The sequence below is a fragment of the Pseudarthrobacter kochi genome, assembly GCF_055412805.1.
In genome coordinates, this window is record NZ_JBVAYV010000028.1 from 1 (window position 1) to 18,540 (window position 18,540).

Here is an 18,540-nt window from a genome sequence, read left to right on the forward strand (position 1 = left end):
CGGATTGGCCAAACGGAGTTCTAGACAAACCCCATTTTTCCCGATCCGACAGGCATTCTCCGTTTAAACCGCCGATACAACCTCAACCCGACCGGTGGATCGAGGCTTAGGCCTCGGTGGCGCGGCATGGGGGGTGGCGGCAGCTTCGCAGCCACCATCCGATCCGGTTGCTGAGTGCCGCGAACGCCATCCGGCCGCGGATGGAAAACCTGTTCGAACGGATGGTCAAATATACAGAATCGAGGGATGCGGGCAGCCGGACACCCCAGGGGTCACCAGTGATGGCCTCTGGCGCGCTGAAGTCACCTTTTACACCATTCCAAACACCGCAATGGTGGACGAGTACACCCATGTTGAGGTGTTCAGTACGGGCTGCCCTGCTTTAGGACTTGACTACTTCTTCTCCAACATGGGGGCCGCTGTTCACAACCGCTTCGTATTTCAAACAGGACAGATCGTTTCCGGAAATGACGGGAAACCCGAGAACATTTCCGGCCACGGCATCCCAACCGACGTGCAGCAACTCTCACGCGGAGATGATCGCCTGGTTGTCTTGAACAACGGCAGGAACGAATTGCACGCGGTCAGTTGCGAGCCGTTATCTGCATTGGCCGCATCCCAAGGCGGCGGCCGCTGACCGTGAGAATCACGAGGCCCTCATGAAGGGCAGCTCGCGCTCCAGGGATGGCGGGGCATAGTCCTGATCGTCGCGGCTAACGCAGCGGCCATCATGCTGGCCGGACGCAGCACCAGGCAGTCCTCATGTCCGCCGGACGATCCCTCAGGCCCCGTGATCGGCCCGGCCCGGCTCGCTTGGCTTCCGGGGCGGGAACCGGACGAATGCCCCGACCAGAGCGATCGCCAGCGCCAGCAGTATTGTAGGCCCGGCCCCTCCGGCGGAACCAAGCGCAGCCGCGAAAACCCGTTTGCCCATCGCAGCCATCTCCTGCAGGTCTCCTCCCAGCACCCGCGTGCCCAGGACACTCTGCACCGCCGTGAACATCGCGGGGACCACCCAGAGGAGTCCCAGGTCCACGACCCACACCAGTGCCCGGACCGTGGGGCGCAGCCCGCACCACGCCAGCGCCCCGCCCACAAGCACCGCCGGTAACCAGGGCCACAGCATCGTCAGCAGCAAGGGGACGTTGCCGACGCCGGCCGCGTAGGCCACTCCGGCCGCCACCCAAGAGACAACCGGCACCGCCACCAGACCCACACCCAGGGCGGCCAGTGCCCGGGATTTTGCCGCGAGGAGCAACAGCACCATCAGCCCGGCGACGACGGCGGCAACCACCCCGCCCTGCAGACCGGCCAGGTAGAGACTGGACATCGGTCCGGGCGCCAAGCCCTCGCCGACCACGGTGAACGCCTGAATCGCGGCCGTGACCTGCACCAGGATCACACCGCCGGCTGCGCACCACATCGCCAGGCGCCGCCGCGCGGGGGACCAGAGCCGGACCGCCAGACCGGCAGCCGCCCCAGCCGTGGTCATGAGGGCCACCAGTGTGGTGGCTTCGTACTGGCTCAGCGGCAGGAGTGCCAGCGGCATCTGAGCGGGCAGAACCTGTGTGCCCCACAAGTTCTGGAGTGGCAGCCGGGCCCCGGTGAGCAGCCATGGGGCCAGGCCCAGGATTCCGGCCAACAGCCCGATCAGGAGCGAAACAGCCACGACTTTTCCGACCCCGGGCCTGGGCGCGTCCGACCGCCGCGACGCGGGTTTCACTGCCGGGCTGAGCCGACTTTCGCTGCCGCGGGCCATGGGATTTGCGTTTCCGGCTGCTTGGGGACCCACCTGGCCTTTGGGGTGACTCACGGGAACTCCTTCAGAAGTAACGAATTAACGCGGTTGCCGGGTGTGCCGGGCGTGTGGGGCAGCGGCGCTGCCCCGTACCCGGGTTCGGCGCATGGCAAGGGCTTGCGCGGCAAAGCGCCGTGCCAGTGGAACGGACTGAAGATCTGATGCTACACCGAGTGGATTAACTAAGGTTGCCGGCGGGCATCCGGGACTACCGCCGTCGACGGGGGACTAGCTGTCCGTCAAAAGTCTCGCGTAGTTCGCCATGGAGCGCTGGTACCGGGGCAGATGCGGAATGAGAGCTTCTAGCGCGACGCGGAGCGCCTCGTCGTGCCGGCCGGCGTCCCGGAGGGCCAGGGCCCGCACGGCGCTGGGTGCCCCGCCCAAGGCATGCGGATCGGCGTGCGCGAGGATCGCTAAGGCTTCGTCAGTGTGTCCGAGCGTCCGCTGCGAGCTGGCCATCTGCACGCAGGTGCGTGTCTGCCTGACGGGGTCGAGCCCGGCAGCGAGCCCGGCCTCGTAGAAGGAAACGGCGTCAGCAGTCCGCCCGGTTGAGTCGCGGATACAAGCGCGTTCGAAATCTCCCCGGCCGTCGCCTGCCGGCGAGACGGCTGCGAGTTCGTCCAGTTCGTCGACGATTTCGTCGCCGTCGGTCGGTGATGCCTCGAACGCCGTCCAGAAAGCGGCGATTCGGCGCTCCCACTCGTCAATGGTCATTTGCCGATCCTACGTGCGCCTGAGTGCCTACGGTCTTCCACAGCCGAGGCGGAAGTCATCGTCCCGGAGCTGCGCTCCCACGTGCAGCCGGGTCAACCCAACGCAGGAAAGGCAGGACCACCACATGACTGAACAGGAATACAAGACGGGGCAAAAGCAAAACACGACCGGGAAGAAGGTCTGGTTCATCACCGGCGCAGGCCGCGGGATGGGAACCGACATCGCGAAGGCGGCCCTTGCCGCCGGCCACGCGGTGGTCGCCACGGGACGGAACCCGGAAAAGGTCATCCAAGCTGTGGGCGAGAGCGGTAATCTGCTGGCAGTGAGGCTCGACGTCACCAATCCCGCCGAGGCTGAAGCGGCCGTCAAGGCCGCCGTCGACCGGTTCGGCCGGATCGACGTACTCGTCAATAACGCAGGCAACTTTTATGCCGGGTTCTTCGAGGAGATCACCCCGGAGGACTTCCGGGCGCAGATCGAAACAACCATGTTCGGGCCCATGAACGTCACCCGGGCGGTCCTGCCGGTCCTGCGGGCCCAGCGCTCCGGACTGATAGTCACGATCTCCTCGACCGCCGGAATCGTCGGCGGGGAGTTCCTGTCTGCGTACGCGGCCTCGAAGTTCGGCGTCGAGGGCTGGGCGGAGTCCCTGGCCCCGCTAGTTGCCCCGTTCGGCATCCGCACCATGACCGTGGAGCCGGGATTCTTCCGTACCGGGCTGCTCACGCCGGAATCCACCAGTTACGCCGCATCGACCCTCGAGGACTACGCCGAGCGGACGCGGGAGACCGTCGCAGCCTGGCGCAGCATGGATGGACAGCAGGGCGGTGACCCGGCCAAGCTCGCCGATGCCCTCATCGAACTGGCCGATCTGGACGAGCCGCCGCTGCGCTTTGCAGCAGGAGAGGACGCCGTCGGGGTCTTCGAGGCCCGCGCCAAGGTGCTTCAGGACCAGGCCGGCGCCTACCGTGAACTCTCCAGCAACCTCGCCTACGACGCCGGCTAACACCCGCCGCTGTACCGTAAAGGCCGATGACTACTTCACGATTTCTTGCGGCGTACGACCAGCAGCTCCGGACAGATGCGGAGACCCCCAGCGCGGTCGCCGTCGAGCGGCTGGGCCCGGTGCGGCTCGTGACGTTCGGGGGCGGCCGCGGCTTCGTGACCTATCAGGACCTCGCGGGGGCAGGCGCGGACACCGTCGCGCGATGGGTGGCTGAAGCGCTGGCCTTCTACCGCGGGGATCCGGCGATCGTGCGGGTCGAATGGAAGACGCGTGCGCACGATCATGCGCCCGGGCTCCATGAGGCCCTGCTCGAGATCGGATTTGAGCCTGACGAGACCGAGTCGGTGATGATCGGGCCCGCCAGCGCGCTCAGTGTGAAGGTGGATCTCCCGCCCGGGGTGAGTCTGCGGCGAGTGACAGAAGAACCGGACATCCGGGCCATGAGTGCCATGCAGGACGAGGTTTTTGGCAGTTCCGCCTCCGACGGAAACGCTGAAGCAATCCTGCGTCGGGCGGCTCTCGACGACGGGATGGAACTCTGGGTTGCCGAACACCAGGGTTTGATCGTCAGCGCCGGCCGCCTCGAGCCCGTTCCGAACACGGACTTCGCGGGCATCTGGGGAGGGGCCACGCGCGAAGAGTGGCGCGGCCGGGGTGTCTACCGCGCTGTCACCGCAGCCCGGGCCAGGGCGGCACTGGCCCGGGGCAAAACACTCATCCACAGCGATTCAACCGACTATTCACGACCGATCCTGGAACGCTCCGGCCTGCTCCGGGTGTCCACGACGACGCCGTACCGCTGGCGGCGCTGAGCTCCTGCGAAGATCTGGGTGGCACTACTCGGCGGACGGCCGCTGTCGTTGCTGTTTCGTCGCCGAACGCTGTTCCTTTGCGGCGAGGCGCCGACGGTTCGAGCCCCGGGTGGGTTTGGTCGCCCGGCGGGGAGCAGCCTCGGGGGCAAGACCTTCCGCCACGAGGTCGGCGAGCTTGGCCAGGGCGGTCTCGCGGTTGCGCAGCTGGGAGCGCCGCTCCGAGGCGGTCACGGTGATCACCCCGGCGACCAGGCGCCGTCCGAGACGCGTGAGCAGCATCAGCCGCTGGTCATCCGAAAGCGCCGCGGAGTCGGCGACGTTCCACGAGAGTTCGGCGCGGCTGTCCGAGGTGTTGACGTGCTGACCGCCTGGCCCGGACGAACGCGAGAACCGCCAGCGGAGTTCCGACGCGGGAATCGTGAGCGCGGGCGACACCTCCAGATCCATGCAACCAGCGTTGCACGATATGGACGCGATCAAGAACCCCTCAATCCGCGCACCGGCTCAGGCACCCGGCATTTGGTCTCCCGGGCCTGAAGCGGCTGCGCTATCCGAGCCTGCTAGTTGTCCTCTCCCGGCGGGCTTTCCTCGCTGAGTTCGTCCAGAACCTCAGCTGCGTCGCGGCTGCCGGCGTCGGCGAGACGACGGAGCTCGTCCAGGTCGCCCTTCTCTGAGGCGAGCTCCACGAGCTGGTCCGCTGCGTCCCGGCTGCCGGCGTCGGCGAGACGACGCAGTTCTTCAAAATCTCCCCGCTCCCCGGCACGTTCAATCAGTTCCGCGACGGCATCGAGGTCACCGCGGGCCGCTTGCTCCCGCAAGGCTGAGAGTTCAGAATCTGACATTTGGGGGGATCCTTCCCTGGGTTGGCGGTGCCGGAGGCTTCATTATGCGCCGGATTCTTCTAGTGCGTCAGGTCCTTGCCCTTGGTCTCCGGAATGGTGAAGACGAACAGCGCGCTGACGAGCAGGAGCGTGACGGCATACACGTTGAACACGTTGGCGAGTCCGATGCTCCAGCTCATCAACGCGCTGCAGATTGCGCCGCGGATCAGCTGGTCGGATGCCGCCCGTATCCTGGGTGCCCATGCCACCACCCTGGCTGCCCGCTGGGACCGGCTCGAGGCCTCCGGAGCCGCGTGGAGTACGGCTCATCTGATGGGCGATCCGAAGCAGATGTGCCTGGCGCTCGTGGAGGTGGACTGCGAGATGAAGCTGCGCGCCGACGTCACGGCCGCGCTTGCGGCCATCCCGGAAGTGGTCACGGTGGAGGAGGCTGCCAGTAACCGTGACCTCATGCTGACGGTCATCACGCCCACCCTGTCCCACTTCAGCGACAACGTGATGCCGCAGTTCCGGGAGATCCCTGGCCTCACCAAATACCAAACGTCGCTGTGCACGCGACTGCACTCGGGCGGCTACGCGTGGCGGCTGAACGTCCTGGACAAGTCGCAGAAGACCGCGCTTCAGGCACTGGCGGGTCCCGAGGCCGCTGGTCCGGCGCCGGCCGGAAACCAGGGTGCGCCGCTGCCCCGGAGCCACCTGGACCTGATCCCGTACCTGGCAAGGGATGGGCGGGCGGCTGCCGCGGACATTGTGTGGCTGCATTCCCTGGCGGACGTCATGAATGCAGAACAGGCGCTCCAGCTGCGGATCCCCGGAATCGAGCTCGTGGAAAGTGTTGTGGTGCTCAATACCGCCAAACGGGTCGGCTGGATGCTGAACCCGGACTCGACGGCAACCGGCGTCGTCGTCGTGCCGGCTGCCGAGCTGGCGCCGACGGCCTAAAGGCTACTAGCTGTTCTTCTTCCAGCGCTTCGGCCACTTCACGTTCAACAGCAACAGTCCGAGCAGGAGCGAGTCGACGGTCATGACGGCGGCCATAAAGTAGGCCCAGCCGATCATCACGAGGTCCTCACCGCCAGCCGGCAGCGGGAAGGGACGGGGTGCATCAGAATGCCCATGACAATCTCCTGACCTGGAATCCCCCCAGACACTCGATAGTGGTCCCAGTGTGCCACGGCGGCGCCCGTCGCCGGAAGACAATGCGCCGAACGGGTTCCGCGGCGGCGCCTTCCAGCCCAGGTGCTTCCGCAGGATACCCCCCGCCACCGGCGGGTCCTGCGGAAAACGCCCGGTTTCGGCGTTGCGGCGGCCGACAACTGGGCTGGAGCGCGCGTGAGGACCCCCGCGCATACGTGCTCAGGGTGCTGATTTAGGGCCCAGCAGCTCCGCGAGCATCGCACTCAGCGCGGCGGGAATGAGGACGAAACCGGCCAAATTCGAAGAAAGGCCATCCGGCAGTTGGACGGCCAGTCCGCCGACGACAACCGCGGGAGCAGCCGTCAGAACACAGACCCAGAGGGGCCTTCGCCGCAACGCCGCCCACACGGCGGCCCCCGCAAATGCCAGGGCGCCGAGGAGTACCAGCCGGTGGCCCTCCGCGTAAGTGGGGGATCGGACGATGAAGTTGAACGAGTACGCCAGACCGCAGGACATCACCACTGCGGCCAGCAGGACCAGCAGCGACCACAGCCCGTCGTCCCCGCGGATACGGCTCCTCATGGATTGAAGGTACCCTCCGCTGGTTGCAAACCGTGGCTAGCGCAGCACGACGGTCCGGTTGCCTTGCAGCGGGCCGATCCGACCCCGTTCCGGCGGCGGTGTGCGGTACTGCGCCGGCGCCGGGTTCCGCGCCGGCTTCCACCAGCGGGTCTACGAAGGCTTCGGCGGCGGGGTGGGTGTCGCGGACTCCGTGCAGGCCAATCAGCGTGAGCAGGGCTGCGGCGGCGGCTGGGAGGGCGCAGACGACGAAGGCCTGGGAGAAGCCGTTGCCGAGCGACTGCAGGGCGAGCTCGTGGGCTGCTGATCCGGGCGCTTCTGGTTAGCAGATACAGGCGTACAACAGGGGAACAGACCCAAAAATCAATGGTGGGCGTTGGTGTTCCTCGCCCTCGCACAATTCATGGTGGTGCTGGACGGCACGATCGTGAACCTGGCACTGCCTCGTCTCCAGATCGAGATGGGCATCAGCGACTCGACGCGATCCTGGGTGGTCACGGCCTACGCCCTGGTCTTCGGCGCCTTCCTGTTGCCGGGCGGACGGATCGCGGACTTCTGGGGCCGCAAGCGGACCTTTATCGTGGCCGCCGTCGGCTTTGCCGTTGCGTCCCTGATCGGCGGCATCGCCCAGCAGCCGTGGGAACTGCTCGGCGCCCGCGCCCTGCAGGGTGTGTTCGCTGCGCTGCTGGCACCCGCTGCACTGGCCCTCCTCACCGTCGCCTTTCCGGGCGGAAAGGACCGCGGCACGGCGTTCGCGATCTTCGGCTCCATCACCGGTGTCGGCGCCGCCGTCGGCGTCCTGCTGGGCGGGTTCCTGACCGAACACGTGAGCTGGCGCTGGTGCTTCTTCGTGAACGTGCCGATCGCCATCATCGCCCTCGCCGGGGTGTGGTCACTCGTCAGTGAAAGCAAGGCGCAGGGGTCCACCAAGTACGACTGGCCCGGAGTCATCCTGGCAGCTCTGGGCCTGGGGTCCCTCGTGTATTGCTTCACCAATGCGGAGCACGGCTGGGACGCCCCCGAAGCCTGGGGCTTCATCGCCGCCGGCGTCATCCTGCTGGCACTCTTCGTCCTGGTCGAGCGCAAGGTCAGGCCCCCGCTCCTGCCGCTGCGCGTGGCCACCGAGCGCAACCGCGGAGCGGCCTTCCTGGCCTCGTTCCTTGCCGGCGCGGTCCTCATCGGCGGCATCCTGTTCATCAACTTCTACATCCAGATAGTGCTTGGCTTCGCTCCGTTCCTCGCCGGGCTGGCCTCACTGCCCATGACGGTGGCGCTGATCATCACGGCAGCCGTCGTCGCGAAGAACCTGCCGAAACTGGGCGCCAGGATTCCGACAGCCGTGGGCCCGGTCTTTATGGCGGCTGCCATGCTCTGGCTCACCCAGGTCAGCGCCGAGGGAAGCTACCTCGTCAACATGCTGCCCGCGCTGCTTCTGATGGGCGTCGGGCTGGGCGCGGTGTTCGTTCCCATGCAGAACCTCGCCCTGTTCGGCGTGGACAGGGACGATTCCGGCGGCGCCAGCGCTTTGGTCAACGCCTTCCAGCAGATCGGCGGCTCCCTGGGCATCGCGCTCTTCAGCACCATCGCCGCCGCCACTGCAGGCGGGGCCTCGCTGGCCGCGCTCTCCGCCGGCTACTCCATGGTCTTCCTCTGGGCCGCAGGCGTCGCGATCCTGATCGCCCCGATCGCACTGCTGCTCATCAACATCGACCGCAAGACGTTCACCGGGACCGAGGGTGACGCCCCCGTGGTGTGCTGTTGGACCAAGCCGGTGAAAGGCTCAGATCCACTTCGGGGCGGCCGGAACCGCCGCTGGCGAGGCCTCGGCGTCCACTGCGGTCACGCCGGCACTGCCGCGTCCTGCGGCCCATTCGACGACGGCCGCGAGCGGTCCGGAGACCACCGTGGGGGACGCCGACGTCGTGTCCCCGAACGTGAGATCGTGGTCCGTTACCTTGACGACGAGGCCGGTGTCGGTGCCGCGGGTTTCCAGGCGCCGGTGATGTCCTTCAGGAGCCGTTCCAGGACGGGGACCGGGATGTCCCGGAAAGCGGCGCCGTTGTCGAGGTCGACGGCGTGCATCCAGACTTCACGGGTGCGCATCCAGACCGTTTCCGTGGCGGGTACTTCGCGGCCCTGGATGGTCCGCACTTTGTGGTGCCAGGCGTCCTCGGGCAGGTCCCGCCATTCGACGTTCAGGTGCTCGGCGGAGTGGTCGAAGAGGTGCCGCAGCGCGATCGGGCTCAGGGTTGCCCCGAAGTTGATCTCGTACTCGATGAGCCGGGCGATGGCCCGGGCGTTGTAGCCGATGTGCGCCGTGATGTGGCGGCGGGTCCAGCCCGGCAGCAGCGTATCGCCGTCGAGCTCCGCGTCGGAGAGTTCGTTGAGCTTGCGGGCGAAAAACGCCGTGCCCCGGCGTGCCTGCAGCAGGGCCGCCAGCAGCTCCGGGTCCGTCGTCTGGTCATGGCGGGCAACCATCAGGCTTCCTTGACCACGCGGTTCTTCAGTTCTCCGAGGCCCTCGATGGCGGTGACCAGGATCTGGCCTTCCTGCAGGTAGCGCTTCGGGTCCTGGGCGTGGCCGACGCCGCCGGGGGTGCCGGTGGCGATGACGTCGCCCGGGTTCAGCGTGATGATGGTGGAGATGTAGGAGACCAGGAACTCCGGGGTGAAGACAACGTCGTTCGTCGGGGTCTGCTGCTGGATCTCGCGGTCGACCGCGGTGGTCATCAGGCCGCCGCTGAACTCGTCCCTGGTGACCAGCGCCACCCTGCGCCCGCTCGTGACCAACGACGAGCCCGTCCCCTCGGCCTACGTCGCCTACCGCGGCACCGTTCCGATCACCGAAGACACCCCCAGGCCGACCTCGAGGACGTCATCGTCTACCTCGGCCCGGACTGCCACCTCGTGCAATACCGGCTGCGCAAGGGCGAGCTGCTGAACACCGTGGCCGTCTTCAAGTCCGCCTCCTTCGAGCGCGGCGAAGAGCAGTACGGCGGCGTCGACGAGCTCGAGGCCGCCTACAAGGATTGCGTTCCCGCGGTTCAGGAAGCACTGAAGAACCTGGCCACCGGGATCCGCTGGCCCATGTACGACCGCGACCCGATCGAAAACTGGGTCGCCGGCCGGATGGTCCTGATGGGCGACGCCGCGCACCCCATGCTGCAGTACCTGGCCCAGGGCGCCTGCCAGGCGCTTGAGGACGCCGCTGTACTGCAGGACGCCACCGTCGGCACGGTCTTTACCGCCGACGGCGTCAACCCCAACGCCTGGGACGGTGCGATTAAGGAGTTCAACCAGATCCGCGCCGGCCGTACCGCCCGGGTCCAGCGCACCGCCCGCGTCTGGGGTGAGTCCTGGCACGTCTCCGGGCTGGCCCGGACGCTGCGGAACCTGCTCTTCAAGAGCCGGAAGGACAACGACTTCCAGTACAACGACTGGCTGTACGGCCAGGACGGCGACGGCGTGCCGGCTGTCCGCGCCGCCAAGTCCGGCCTGGCGGACCGGGTCTCTGCCTGACCCGACCTGTCGCCCCGCCCTCCAACGCGGGGTCACTTAGCGCCAATCCGAGGCCTTCGGATGGGCGTAAAGTGACCCCGCGTTGCTTGTTCGCAGGGGCTCGGGACCGTTCCGGCCACTCCGGACTAGACTCGATTCCGGGCAGCGCGCGGACGCCTGGCGGCGGACGCCAGGTCAGATATGCCCGCGACAAGGAGGTCACGATGGCCGGCGGCAGCAGCGAACCCGGCAGGACCGTGACATCGAAGGTCCTCGCCATCCTGGAAGCCTTCGAAAAGTCCCGGGGCGCCCTCAGCTTGACCGACATCGCCGAAAAATCCGGATTGCCGCTGAGTACCGCCCACCGGCTGGTCAACGAACTCACCGACTGGGGATTGCTCACCCGCGAGCCGAACGGCCGCTACCAGCTCGGCATCCGGCTCTGGGAGCTCGCCCAGAACACCGGGAGGCAGCTCCGCGACGCGGCCCGGCCCTACGTCCAGGACCTCTTCTCGCTCACCGGCGAGACGGCGCACCTGGCGGTCCGGGCCGGCCGCGAGGTGCTGTACATCGACCGCGTCTACGGTTCCAAACGGGTACCCCGCGCCAGCCGGGTCGGCGGCAGGCTTCCCATGCACGCGACCGCCGTCGGCAAGGTCATCCTGGCCTTCGAGGAGGACTGGGTGCGGGACGCCTACCTGAACCGGCAGCTGGAGCGGCACACCGCGCACACCCACGTGGACCCGAAGAAGCTGGCCGCGGAACTCGCGCGAATCCGCGAGCAGGGCTACGCCACCACGCTGGAGGAGATCCGGCTGGGCTCCTGCTCGATTGCTGTCCCCGTCTTCCATACCGGCAGGATCGGTGCCTCGATAGGGCTGGTGCTGCCCACGAGCCAGGCCGCCACGATGACCCGGCACCTGCCGGTCCTGCGGGGCATCGCCGCGCAGATTGAGCGCGCCACGGCGAGGATCCCGCTGGAGACGCTGCTGGGCAGCCACGTCGCCGGCACGGACTGAGCCCAGCACCTCGCCGCGGGTCGTCCGGCCGCCGTGGCCCGGCAGCATCTTGAGCGGGAGTGTCCGTCCGGGGGCACTTTGGCGGCGATTTTCGGCGTCGGCGGCTGTGTTGGCGGCGTGTCCGTGTCGAAGTGCCCCCGGACCGCAGGCAGCACCCCCAGGGTTGGGCGCTGTCCAGGGGGAGCGGGCCCGGGCACGGTCAGCAACTGGTTTCCACTGAGTGGAAGCAGGTCCTGTCGTTGAATAGTGATGGGGGCCACACTGGTGAATAAGAACCCCGGCATGCACTGGCGCTGCCGGCGGGACCGAAAACCAAGGAGCTTAGATGTCACCCTCGACGGAAACGGCCGGCCGCTGTCCCTTTGGACACGGCGCCGAAGCACCCGAAGGGCACCACGGCTACGAGCCGTTCCAGATGAAGGACCCCTTCCCGGCCTACGCCGAACTCCGGGCCGAGCAGCCCGTGATGTTCGACGAGCGGGTCGGCCTCTACGTCGTCTCCCGCTACGACGACATCAAGGCCGTCTTCGAGGACTGGGAGACCTTCTCCAGCGAAAATGCCCAGGCCCCCGTCCGCGAACGCGGCGCCGCCGCGAAAAAGATCATGGAGGACGGCGGCTTCACCGCCTACTCGGGCCTGTCCGCCCGCCGCCCGCCGGAGCACACCCGCATCCGCGCCGTGGTCCAGAAGGCTTTCACGCCCCGCCGCTACAAGGCACTGGAGCCCTTCATCCGGCAGAACGTCGTCGAGCTGCTCGAAAAGATGCTGGCCCGTCCGGAACGCCGCGGCGACATGGTCAAGGACCTCGCCTACGACGTCCCCACCATCACCATCCTCACCCTGATCGGCGCAGATGTCTCCCAGGTGGACACCTTCAAGCGCTGGAGCGATTCCCGCGCGGCGATGACCTGGGGCGACCTCAGCGATGAGGAGCAGATCCCGCACGCCCACAACCTCGTGGAGTACTGGCAGGAATGCCTCCGCCTGGTCAAGGTGGCCCATGAGGAAGGCGGCGACAACCTCACCGCGGACCTCGTGAAGTCGCAGCAGGAAGGCGCCGAGATCTCCGACCACGAGATCGCTTCCGTCCTCTACAGCCTGCTCTTCGCCGGCCACGAGACCACCACCACGCTGATCTCCAACGCCCTCCGCGAACTCCTGGCCCGCCCCGAGCAGTGGAAGCAGCTCGTCGAGGATCCCAAGAAGATCCCGGCAGCCATCGACGAAGTCCTCCGCTACGCCGGCTCGATCGTCGGCTGGCGGCGCAAGGCCCTCAAAGACACGGAAGTCGGCGGCGTCGCGATCGAGGAAGGCGCGCAGCTGCTGCTCCTGATGGGCTCTGCCAACCGCGACGAGAACAAGTTCAACGCCGGCGAGGACTTCGACATCACCCGCCCCAACGCCCGCGAGCACCTTTCCTTCGGGTTCGGCATCCACTACTGCCTGGGCAACATGCTCGCCAAGCTCCAGGCCAAAATCGCCCTCGAGGAAGTGGCCCGGCTCGCCCCGGAACTGCAGCTGGAGAACGCGGAAGCCATTGGCTTCCGCGAAAACCTGTCCTTCCGCGTCCCCGAGACCGTCCCCGTCAGCTGGAAGGCCTGAGAAATATGCAAAGCAACGAATACATCCAGTTCTTCGACGGCGGTGTCACACCGAAGCTGGAGAACCTCGGCGGCAAGGGCGCCTCCCTCGTCACCATGACCTCCGCCGGAATGCCCGTCCCGCCCGGCTTCGTGGTCACCACGGCCCAGTTCGACGCCTTTATGGAGGAGGCAGGCATCACCCGGCATATTCACCAGCTCCTGGCCGATCTTGACCCCGAGGACATGGGCCAGGTGGACAAGGTCTCCGCCGCCATCCGAGAGGACATCTGCTCCCGCCCGGTGCCGCAAGCGATGCGCGAGCTCACCGTCGGCGCCTACGAGGCCCTGATGTCCCGCTTCGAGGCACCCGTCCCGGTGGCCGTGCGCTCCAGCGCCACCGCCGAGGACCTCCCGGACGCCTCCTTCGCCGGCCAGCAGGACACCTACCTCTGGCTCGACGGCGTCAAGGCCGTCACCGAGCACATCCGCCAGTGCTGGGCCTCGCTGTTCACCTCCCGCGCCATCATTTACCGGCTCAAGAACAACATCCCCAACGAGGGCCTCTCGATGGCCGTCGTGGTGCAGAAGATGGTCAACGCCCGCGTCTCCGGCGTCGCGATCACCATGGACCCCACCAACGGCGACCGCTCCAAGATCACCATCGACTCCTCCTATGGGGTCGGCGAGATGGTGGTCTCCGGCCAGGTCACCCCGGACAACATCATGCTGGACAAGGTCACCCTGGCCGTGATCTCCGAACACCTCGGCGACAAGCACGCAGAACTCGTCCCCGACGCCGCTGCCGGCCGCCTGGTGGAGCGGGAAGTCGACGCCGAACGCCGCGGCCGCCGCAGCCTCAGCGACGCCGAACTCACCGCCGTCGCGCAGATGGCCAAGCGTGCGGAGAAGCACTACAAGTGCCCGCAGGACATCGAGTGGGCCCTCGACACCGACCTGCCCGACGGCGAAAACCTGCTCCTGCTGCAGTCCCGCCCGGAAACCGTGCACTCCTCCAAGCCGACGGTGGTCACTCAAACAGTCCCGTCCCCGGCAGCCGCCGGCGGCTACTTCAGCGGACTCAGCCCCCGCCAGCTCATCTAACAAGTTTTGACCCGCTAGTCCGCTCCGTCACCCAGGCTCAACGCCGAGCCCGAATTGAAAGGACCGCCATGTCCCTGAAGTCCTTCCCCAAACCCTCCGAGCTTGCGGTCCCCGCCGGCGCCGAGGGCTGGGAAAAGATCTACCCGTACTACCTGGTGTTCCAGGACAAGCTCAAGGAGCAGGAGGACGCCAAGTTCTGGTTCTGCGACAGCCAGCACTGGCCCACCGTGTTCAAGCCCTTCGAGACCATCGGCGGCGAATTCGCGGTCAAGTGCCTGGGCCAGTACAACGCCCGGCACCTGATGATCCCCAACGCCAACGGCATCGAATTCCGCGTCCACCTGGGCTACCTCTACATGTCGCCCATCCCGGTGCCCGAGGACCAGATCGCCGCGCGGGTGCCCCTGTTCGAACAGCGCGTGGGCCACTACTTCCAGAACTGGGACCAGCTCCTCAAGCAGTGGCACGTCAAGGTCAAGGGCACCATCGACGAGATGGAAACCATCTCCTTCCCCAAGCTCCCGGACGTGGTCCCGATGGAGGACATCCTCTCCGGCAAGGGCAAGGACGGCTCCGAGAAGCTGCTCGAGAGCTACGACCGGCTCATCCAGCTGGCCTACCAGAACTGGCAGTACCACTTCGAGTTCCTCAACCTCGGCTACATCGCTTACCTGGACTTCTTCAACTTCTGCAAGCAGGTCTTCCCCAACATCCCCGACCAGTCCATCGCCACGATGGTGCAGGGCGTGGACATGGAACTCTTCCGCCCGGATGACGAGTTGAAGGGGCTGGCCAAACTGGCCGTCGAACTCGGGCTGCAGTCGCTCTTCGGCAACACCGACGACGTCGAGTCCACCCTGGCGGCCATCGCCGCGACCCCCGGCGGGGACCGCTGGACGGCCCAGTACGAGGCCGCCAAGGACCCGTGGTTCAACTTCACCGTGGGCAACGGCTTCTACGGCCACGACAAGTACTGGAACGAACACCAGGAAATCCCGCTCGGCTACATCGCTGACTACATCCGCCGCGTGGACGAGGGCCAGGAAATCATGCGGCCGGTCGCGGCCCTGATCATCGAACGCGACCGCATCATCGAGGAATACCGGGACCTGCTGGAAGGCGAAAACCAGGCGCTCTTCGACGCCAAGCGCGGCCTCGCCGCGACCGCCTACCCGTACGTGGAGAACCATAACTTCTACATCGAGCACTGGACCATGGGCGTCTTCTGGCGCAAGATCCGCGAGCTCAGCCGCATGATGCAGGCCGAGGGTTTCTGGACCGAGCCGGACGACCTGCTCTACCTGGGCCGCAACGAGGTCCGCGACGCGCTCTTCGACCTCGTCACCGGCTGGGGCGTCGGCGCCAAACCGATCGGCCCGGACTACTGGCCGGAAGAGATCGAGCGCCGCCGCGGGATCGTGGATGCGCTCAAGACCGCCCGCCCGGCCCCGGCGCTGAACACGCCGCCGGAAATCATCACCGAACCCTTCACCCGGATGCTCTGGGGCATCACCACCGAGCAGGTCCAGCAGTGGCTGGGAGCCGGCGAAGCGGTAGAAGGCGGCGGCCTGCGCGGCATGGCAGCCTCACCGGGCGTCGTCGAGGGCCTGGCACGCGTCATCACCGACGCGGACCAGCTCTCCGAAGTGCAGCAGGGCGAGATCCTGGTCGCCACCGTCACGGCACCGTCCTGGGGCCCGATCTTCGGCAAGATCAAGGCCACGGTCACGGATATCGGCGGCATGATGAGCCACGCGGCGATCGTCTGCCGCGAATACGGCCTCCCGGCTGTGACGGGCACCGGCTCCGCGTCCACCACGATCAAGACCGGGCAGCGGCTGCGCGTGGACGGCACCAAGGGCACCGTCCAGATCCTCGACGCAGAAGACGAACTGGCCGTCGCCGGACCGGGCGCCCACAGCCACAGCCATGTCTGATCCGCAGTTGGACGGTGCGGGCCAGCCTGCCCGCACCGTCCTGATCACCGGTGCCGCCGGCGGGCTGGGCCGGGCGTTCGCGCTCGGCTTCGCCCGCCGCGGCTACCGCGTGGCGGTGGCGGACGTGAACCTCGCGGGTGCGGAGGAAACGGCCAAGCTGGTCCTGGATACCGGGGCCTACGCGGCGGCCTTCCACGCCGACGTCACGAGCGTCGATTCCACCGAGGCCCTCGCAAGAAGCTGCGCGGATTTCGGCGGCGGAAGCATCGACGTCGTGCTTAACAACGCGGCGGTGTACGCGGGGGTGACCCGCAGCCCGTTCGAGGACATCGACCCGGCCGAATGGGACCTGGTGATGAACGTAAACCTCAAAGGCCCGTGGCTGGTCACCCGGGCGGCGAGCCCGTTCCTGCGCGAGGGCGGCCGCGTCATCAACCTCTCCAGCGCCACGATCTTTAGCGGCTCGGAGCAGTGGCTGCACTACGTCGCCTCCAAGGGCGGGGTGGTTGCCCTGACCCGGGTGATGGCCAAGGAACTGGGCCGGCGGGGGATCACGGTCAACGCGATCGCCCCCGGGTTCACCCTCACCGAGGCCAGCTACGGGCTGATGGAGAATGCCGAAAACTACGGTGTGGACCGCGGCGCCATCAAGCGGGCCAGCCAGCCGGAGGACATCGTGGGCGCGGCGCTCTTCCTGGCCGGTCCGGACAGTTCGTACTACACGGGCCAGACCATGGTGGTCGACGGCGGCCGCCAGTTCATCTGACCGCCCGCCCCAACTCTTCAACTGACTTTCAACACCAAGGAGGACCAATGCCAACGGTTCATTTCACCGACGCCGAAGGCGCCGTCCGCGACGTGCAGGGCAACCCCGGCGATTCCGTCATGGAAACCGCGGTGCGCAACGGCGTCCCCGGCATCGTCGCCGAATGCGGCGGGTCGCTCTCCTGCGCCACCTGCCACGTCTTTGTCCGCGAGGACTGCCTCCCGCAGCTGCCGCCCATGGAGGACATGGAGGACGAGATGCTCTACGGCACGGCCGTGGACCGCGAGGACAACTCGCGCCTGTCCTGCCAGCTCCGCCTCACGGACGAGCTCGAACTGTTCGTCACCACCCCGGAAACCCAGGTGTAGTGATGGGCACCCATGTTGCCGCGGCGGAGCAGACGTCCGCCGGAACGTCCGGCGCAGCCGGTACCGAAACTGACAGCCCTACCCGCACCGGCCTGCTGATCATCGGCGCCAGCCAGTCCGGCGTCCAGCTCGCGGTGTCCCTCCGGGCGCTCGGCTTCGACGAGCACATCACCCTGCTCGGCGACGAGGACCACCGGCCCTACCAGCGCCCGGCCCTGTCCAAGGAGTTCCTGCAGGGCACGGTGGAGAGCGAATCCCTCATCTTCCGCTCCAACGAGTACTGGGCCGACCACAACGTGGAGCTGGTCAAAGGCGAATACATCGTCACGATCGGCAAGGAAGCGGACGGCTCCGGGGTGGCGCACGCCTCCTCCGGCCGGGAGTTCCCCTTCAAGCGGCTCGCCCTCACCGTGGGCGCCCGCGCCAGGAAACTGGAGATCGACGGCGGGGACCTCGACGGCGTGCTCTATCTGCGCAACGCCGACGACGCCCTGGCCCTCAAGGCCCGGGTGGGGGACGCGCAGGACGTGGTGGTAATCGGCGGCGGATTCATCGGCCTCGAAGCCGCGTCCAGCCTGCAAAAGATGGGTAAAAACGTCACCGTCCTGGAATTCGGTCCGCGGCTGGTGGGCCGCGCCGTCGGCGAGGAGACCGCCGAGTACTTCCTGCAGGCGCACCGCGCCCGCGGCCTGGACATCCGGCTCAACACGAGCGCCACACGTTTCACCGCAGCCAGCACCGGGAACAACGCCGCGGGTGGCGGTCGCAGGGCCGTCGCCGGCGTCGAGCTCCAGGACGGCACGGTGCTGCCCGCGCAGATCGTGCTGGTCGGCATCGGGGTCATCCCGAACACCCAATTGGCCGAACAGCTCGGCCTCACGGTGGACAACGGGATCGTCGTGGACCGCTTCGCGCTGGCCTCGGACGGCACCACGGTGGCGATCGGCGACTGCGCCAACATGCCCAACCCCGTGCCCGGCTCCGAACCGGGCGAGCGGATCCGGCTGGAGAGCGTCAACAACGCGATCGAACACGCCAAGGTGGCCGCCTACTCGCTCACCGGCCGGCGCGAGGAATACGCCGGCATCCCGTGGTTCTGGTCTAACCAGGCCGACCTCAAACTCCAGATCGCCGGACTCTGCAACGGCTACGACCAGACCGTGCTGCGGCGGGACGAGGACCGCGGAAAATTCAGCGTCATCTACTACCGCAAGGGCCAGGTCATCGCCGCGGACTGCGTCAACGCCCCGCTGGACTTCATGGCGGTCAAGAACGCGCTTGCCAAAGGCCAGAACATCCCCGTCGGCGCCGCCGCGGACCCGGCCACACCCCTCAAGACGATCACCACGGACAGCTAACTGCACTCAGACAGTAAGTCGG

17 protein-coding genes and 4 pseudogenes are annotated in these 18,540 nt (G+C 67.2%); 14 read left to right on the forward strand and 7 right to left on the reverse strand.

Features of this window, described 5'->3' with window-relative positions; translation table 11 throughout:
- The first annotated feature begins 133 nt into the window (after positions 1 to 133).
- Positions 134 to 637 (forward strand): hypothetical protein, encoded by a 504-nt coding sequence (locus ACZY0Y_RS13625; RefSeq protein ID WP_463958506.1) that lies wholly within the window; start codon positions 134 to 136, stop codon positions 635 to 637.
- Positions 638 to 781: 144 nt separating this feature from the next.
- On the opposite strand, the gene ACZY0Y_RS13630 is transcribed toward ACZY0Y_RS13625, so the two are convergent.
- Both ACZY0Y_RS13630 and ACZY0Y_RS13635 read right to left on the reverse strand, forming a co-directional pair.
- Positions 782 to 1,669, reverse strand: a complete 888-nt coding sequence (locus ACZY0Y_RS13630; protein ID WP_463958508.1) for a hypothetical protein — start codon at positions 1,667 to 1,669, stop codon at positions 782 to 784.
- A gap of 357 nt (positions 1,670 to 2,026) precedes the next feature.
- The gene (locus ACZY0Y_RS13635; protein WP_463884724.1) at positions 2,027 to 2,512 is read right to left on the reverse strand and encodes a tetratricopeptide repeat protein; all 486 of its coding nucleotides are present in this window, start codon (positions 2,510 to 2,512) and stop codon (positions 2,027 to 2,029) included.
- A 124-nt stretch (positions 2,513 to 2,636) separates the two neighbouring features.
- Between ACZY0Y_RS13635 and ACZY0Y_RS13640 the strand changes: the two genes are divergently transcribed.
- Both ACZY0Y_RS13640 and ACZY0Y_RS13645 read left to right on the forward strand, forming a co-directional pair.
- Positions 2,637 to 3,518 (forward strand): SDR family oxidoreductase, encoded by an 882-nt coding sequence (locus tag ACZY0Y_RS13640; RefSeq protein ID WP_463884723.1) that lies wholly within the window; start codon positions 2,637 to 2,639, stop codon positions 3,516 to 3,518.
- A 26-nt stretch (positions 3,519 to 3,544) separates the two neighbouring features.
- Positions 3,545 to 4,330, forward strand: coding sequence for a GNAT family N-acetyltransferase (locus ACZY0Y_RS13645; protein ID WP_463958509.1), 786 nt, complete (start codon positions 3,545 to 3,547; stop codon positions 4,328 to 4,330).
- Between the two features lie 24 nt (positions 4,331 to 4,354).
- Here ACZY0Y_RS13645 and arfB read toward each other — a convergent pair whose 3' ends face one another.
- Together arfB and ACZY0Y_RS13655 are read right to left on the reverse strand one after the other, a co-directional pair.
- Positions 4,355 to 4,777: an alternative ribosome rescue aminoacyl-tRNA hydrolase ArfB gene (arfB, locus tag ACZY0Y_RS13650; protein ID WP_463958511.1), complete on the reverse strand. Its 423-nt coding sequence runs from the start codon at positions 4,775 to 4,777 to the stop codon at positions 4,355 to 4,357.
- Between the two features lie 113 nt (positions 4,778 to 4,890).
- Positions 4,891 to 5,172, reverse strand: coding sequence for a hypothetical protein (locus ACZY0Y_RS13655; RefSeq protein WP_160668580.1), 282 nt, complete (start codon positions 5,170 to 5,172; stop codon positions 4,891 to 4,893).
- Between the two features lie 165 nt (positions 5,173 to 5,337).
- On the opposite strand from ACZY0Y_RS13655, the gene ACZY0Y_RS13660 reads away from it, so the two are divergent.
- Positions 5,338 to 6,114 carry an Lrp/AsnC family transcriptional regulator gene (locus ACZY0Y_RS13660; RefSeq protein ID WP_463884719.1) on the forward strand — a complete coding sequence of 259 codons (777 nt, stop codon included), beginning with the start codon at positions 5,338 to 5,340 and terminating at the stop codon, positions 6,112 to 6,114.
- A gap of 414 nt (positions 6,115 to 6,528) precedes the next feature.
- Here the strand turns inward: ACZY0Y_RS13660 and ACZY0Y_RS13665 are convergent, their stop codons facing one another.
- Positions 6,529 to 6,891 carry a hypothetical protein gene (locus ACZY0Y_RS13665; protein ID WP_463884717.1) on the reverse strand — a complete coding sequence of 121 codons (363 nt, stop codon included), beginning with the start codon at positions 6,889 to 6,891 and terminating at the stop codon, positions 6,529 to 6,531.
- Between the two features lie 100 nt (positions 6,892 to 6,991).
- Here ACZY0Y_RS13665 and ACZY0Y_RS13670 point away from each other — a divergent pair, with 100 nt between their 5' ends.
- Entirely contained in the window at positions 6,992 to 7,195 is a 204-nt protein-coding gene (locus ACZY0Y_RS13670; protein ID WP_463958513.1) for a hypothetical protein, read from the forward strand.
- A gap of 72 nt (positions 7,196 to 7,267) precedes the next feature.
- Positions 7,268 to 8,464: pseudogene (locus ACZY0Y_RS13675) on the forward strand (MFS transporter); the annotation flags it as partial.
- Between the two features lie 204 nt (positions 8,465 to 8,668).
- Here the strand turns inward: ACZY0Y_RS13675 and ACZY0Y_RS13680 are convergent.
- Positions 8,669 to 9,366: pseudogene (locus ACZY0Y_RS13680) on the reverse strand (maleylpyruvate isomerase family mycothiol-dependent enzyme).
- Positions 9,366 to 9,653, reverse strand: a pseudogene (locus ACZY0Y_RS13685) (fumarylacetoacetate hydrolase family protein); the annotation flags it as partial. The pseudogenes ACZY0Y_RS13680 and ACZY0Y_RS13685, both read right to left, overlap by 1 nt.
- Between ACZY0Y_RS13685 and ACZY0Y_RS13690 the strand changes: the two are divergent.
- The 8 genes and pseudogenes from ACZY0Y_RS13690 to ACZY0Y_RS13725 form a co-directional block, all read left to right on the forward strand.
- Positions 9,652 to 10,406: pseudogene (locus ACZY0Y_RS13690) on the forward strand (FAD-dependent monooxygenase); the annotation flags it as partial. The pseudogenes ACZY0Y_RS13685 and ACZY0Y_RS13690 sit on opposite strands and share 2 nt — an antisense overlap.
- Before the next feature lie 203 nt (positions 10,407 to 10,609).
- The gene (locus tag ACZY0Y_RS13695; RefSeq protein ID WP_463884715.1) at positions 10,610 to 11,404 is read left to right on the forward strand and encodes an IclR family transcriptional regulator; all 795 of its coding nucleotides are present in this window, start codon (positions 10,610 to 10,612) and stop codon (positions 11,402 to 11,404) included.
- Between the two features lie 325 nt (positions 11,405 to 11,729).
- On the forward strand, positions 11,730 to 13,007 hold the full coding sequence (locus ACZY0Y_RS13700) for a cytochrome P450 (protein ID WP_463884714.1): 1,278 nt from the start codon (positions 11,730 to 11,732) through the stop codon (positions 13,005 to 13,007).
- Positions 13,008 to 13,012: 5 nt separating this feature from the next.
- Positions 13,013 to 14,089, forward strand: a complete 1,077-nt coding sequence (locus tag ACZY0Y_RS13705) for a PEP/pyruvate-binding domain-containing protein (protein ID WP_463884712.1) — start codon at positions 13,013 to 13,015, stop codon at positions 14,087 to 14,089.
- Between the two features lie 68 nt (positions 14,090 to 14,157).
- Positions 14,158 to 16,026: a PEP-utilizing enzyme gene (locus ACZY0Y_RS13710; RefSeq protein ID WP_463884710.1), complete on the forward strand. Its 1,869-nt coding sequence runs from the start codon at positions 14,158 to 14,160 to the stop codon at positions 16,024 to 16,026.
- Complete coding sequence (locus ACZY0Y_RS13715; protein ID WP_463958514.1) at positions 16,019 to 16,792, forward strand: SDR family NAD(P)-dependent oxidoreductase; 774 nt, start codon at positions 16,019 to 16,021, stop codon at positions 16,790 to 16,792. Before ACZY0Y_RS13710 ends, ACZY0Y_RS13715 begins: the two co-directional genes overlap by 8 nt.
- Before the next feature lie 47 nt (positions 16,793 to 16,839).
- Positions 16,840 to 17,160 carry a 2Fe-2S iron-sulfur cluster-binding protein gene (locus ACZY0Y_RS13720; protein ID WP_024367748.1) on the forward strand — a complete coding sequence of 107 codons (321 nt, stop codon included), beginning with the start codon at positions 16,840 to 16,842 and terminating at the stop codon, positions 17,158 to 17,160.
- Positions 17,161 to 17,162: 2 nt separating this feature from the next.
- The gene (locus tag ACZY0Y_RS13725) at positions 17,163 to 18,518 is read left to right on the forward strand and encodes an NAD(P)/FAD-dependent oxidoreductase (protein ID WP_463958515.1); all 1,356 of its coding nucleotides are present in this window, start codon (positions 17,163 to 17,165) and stop codon (positions 18,516 to 18,518) included.
- The last annotated feature ends 22 nt before the right edge of the window (positions 18,519 to 18,540 follow it).

Coding starts and splice junctions, on each gene's coding strand:
- ACZY0Y_RS13640 (WP_463884723.1), top strand. CDS start 2,637: ATGACTGAACAGGAATACAAGACGGGGCAAAAGCAAAACACGACCGGG.
- ACZY0Y_RS13695 (WP_463884715.1), top strand. CDS start 10,610: ATGGCCGGCGGCAGCAGCGAACCCGGCAGGACCGTGACATCGAAGGTC.
- ACZY0Y_RS13700 (WP_463884714.1), top strand. CDS start 11,730: ATGTCACCCTCGACGGAAACGGCCGGCCGCTGTCCCTTTGGACACGGC.
- ACZY0Y_RS13715 (WP_463958514.1), top strand. CDS start 16,019: ATGTCTGATCCGCAGTTGGACGGTGCGGGCCAGCCTGCCCGCACCGTC.
- arfB (WP_463958511.1), bottom strand. CDS start 4,777: ATGGATCTGGAGGTGTCGCCCGCGCTCACGATTCCCGCGTCGGAACTC.
- ACZY0Y_RS13710 (WP_463884710.1), top strand. CDS start 14,158: ATGTCCCTGAAGTCCTTCCCCAAACCCTCCGAGCTTGCGGTCCCCGCC.
- ACZY0Y_RS13655 (WP_160668580.1), bottom strand. CDS start 5,172: ATGTCAGATTCTGAACTCTCAGCCTTGCGGGAGCAAGCGGCCCGCGGT.
- ACZY0Y_RS13705 (WP_463884712.1), top strand. CDS start 13,013: ATGCAAAGCAACGAATACATCCAGTTCTTCGACGGCGGTGTCACACCG.
- ACZY0Y_RS13635 (WP_463884724.1), bottom strand. CDS start 2,512: ATGACCATTGACGAGTGGGAGCGCCGAATCGCCGCTTTCTGGACGGCG.
- ACZY0Y_RS13660 (WP_463884719.1), top strand. CDS start 5,338: ATGCTCCAGCTCATCAACGCGCTGCAGATTGCGCCGCGGATCAGCTGG.
- ACZY0Y_RS13720 (WP_024367748.1), top strand. CDS start 16,840: ATGCCAACGGTTCATTTCACCGACGCCGAAGGCGCCGTCCGCGACGTG.
- ACZY0Y_RS13645 (WP_463958509.1), top strand. CDS start 3,545: ATGACTACTTCACGATTTCTTGCGGCGTACGACCAGCAGCTCCGGACA.
- ACZY0Y_RS13665 (WP_463884717.1), bottom strand. CDS start 6,891: ATGAGGAGCCGTATCCGCGGGGACGACGGGCTGTGGTCGCTGCTGGTC.
- ACZY0Y_RS13725 (WP_463958515.1), top strand. CDS start 17,163: ATGGGCACCCATGTTGCCGCGGCGGAGCAGACGTCCGCCGGAACGTCC.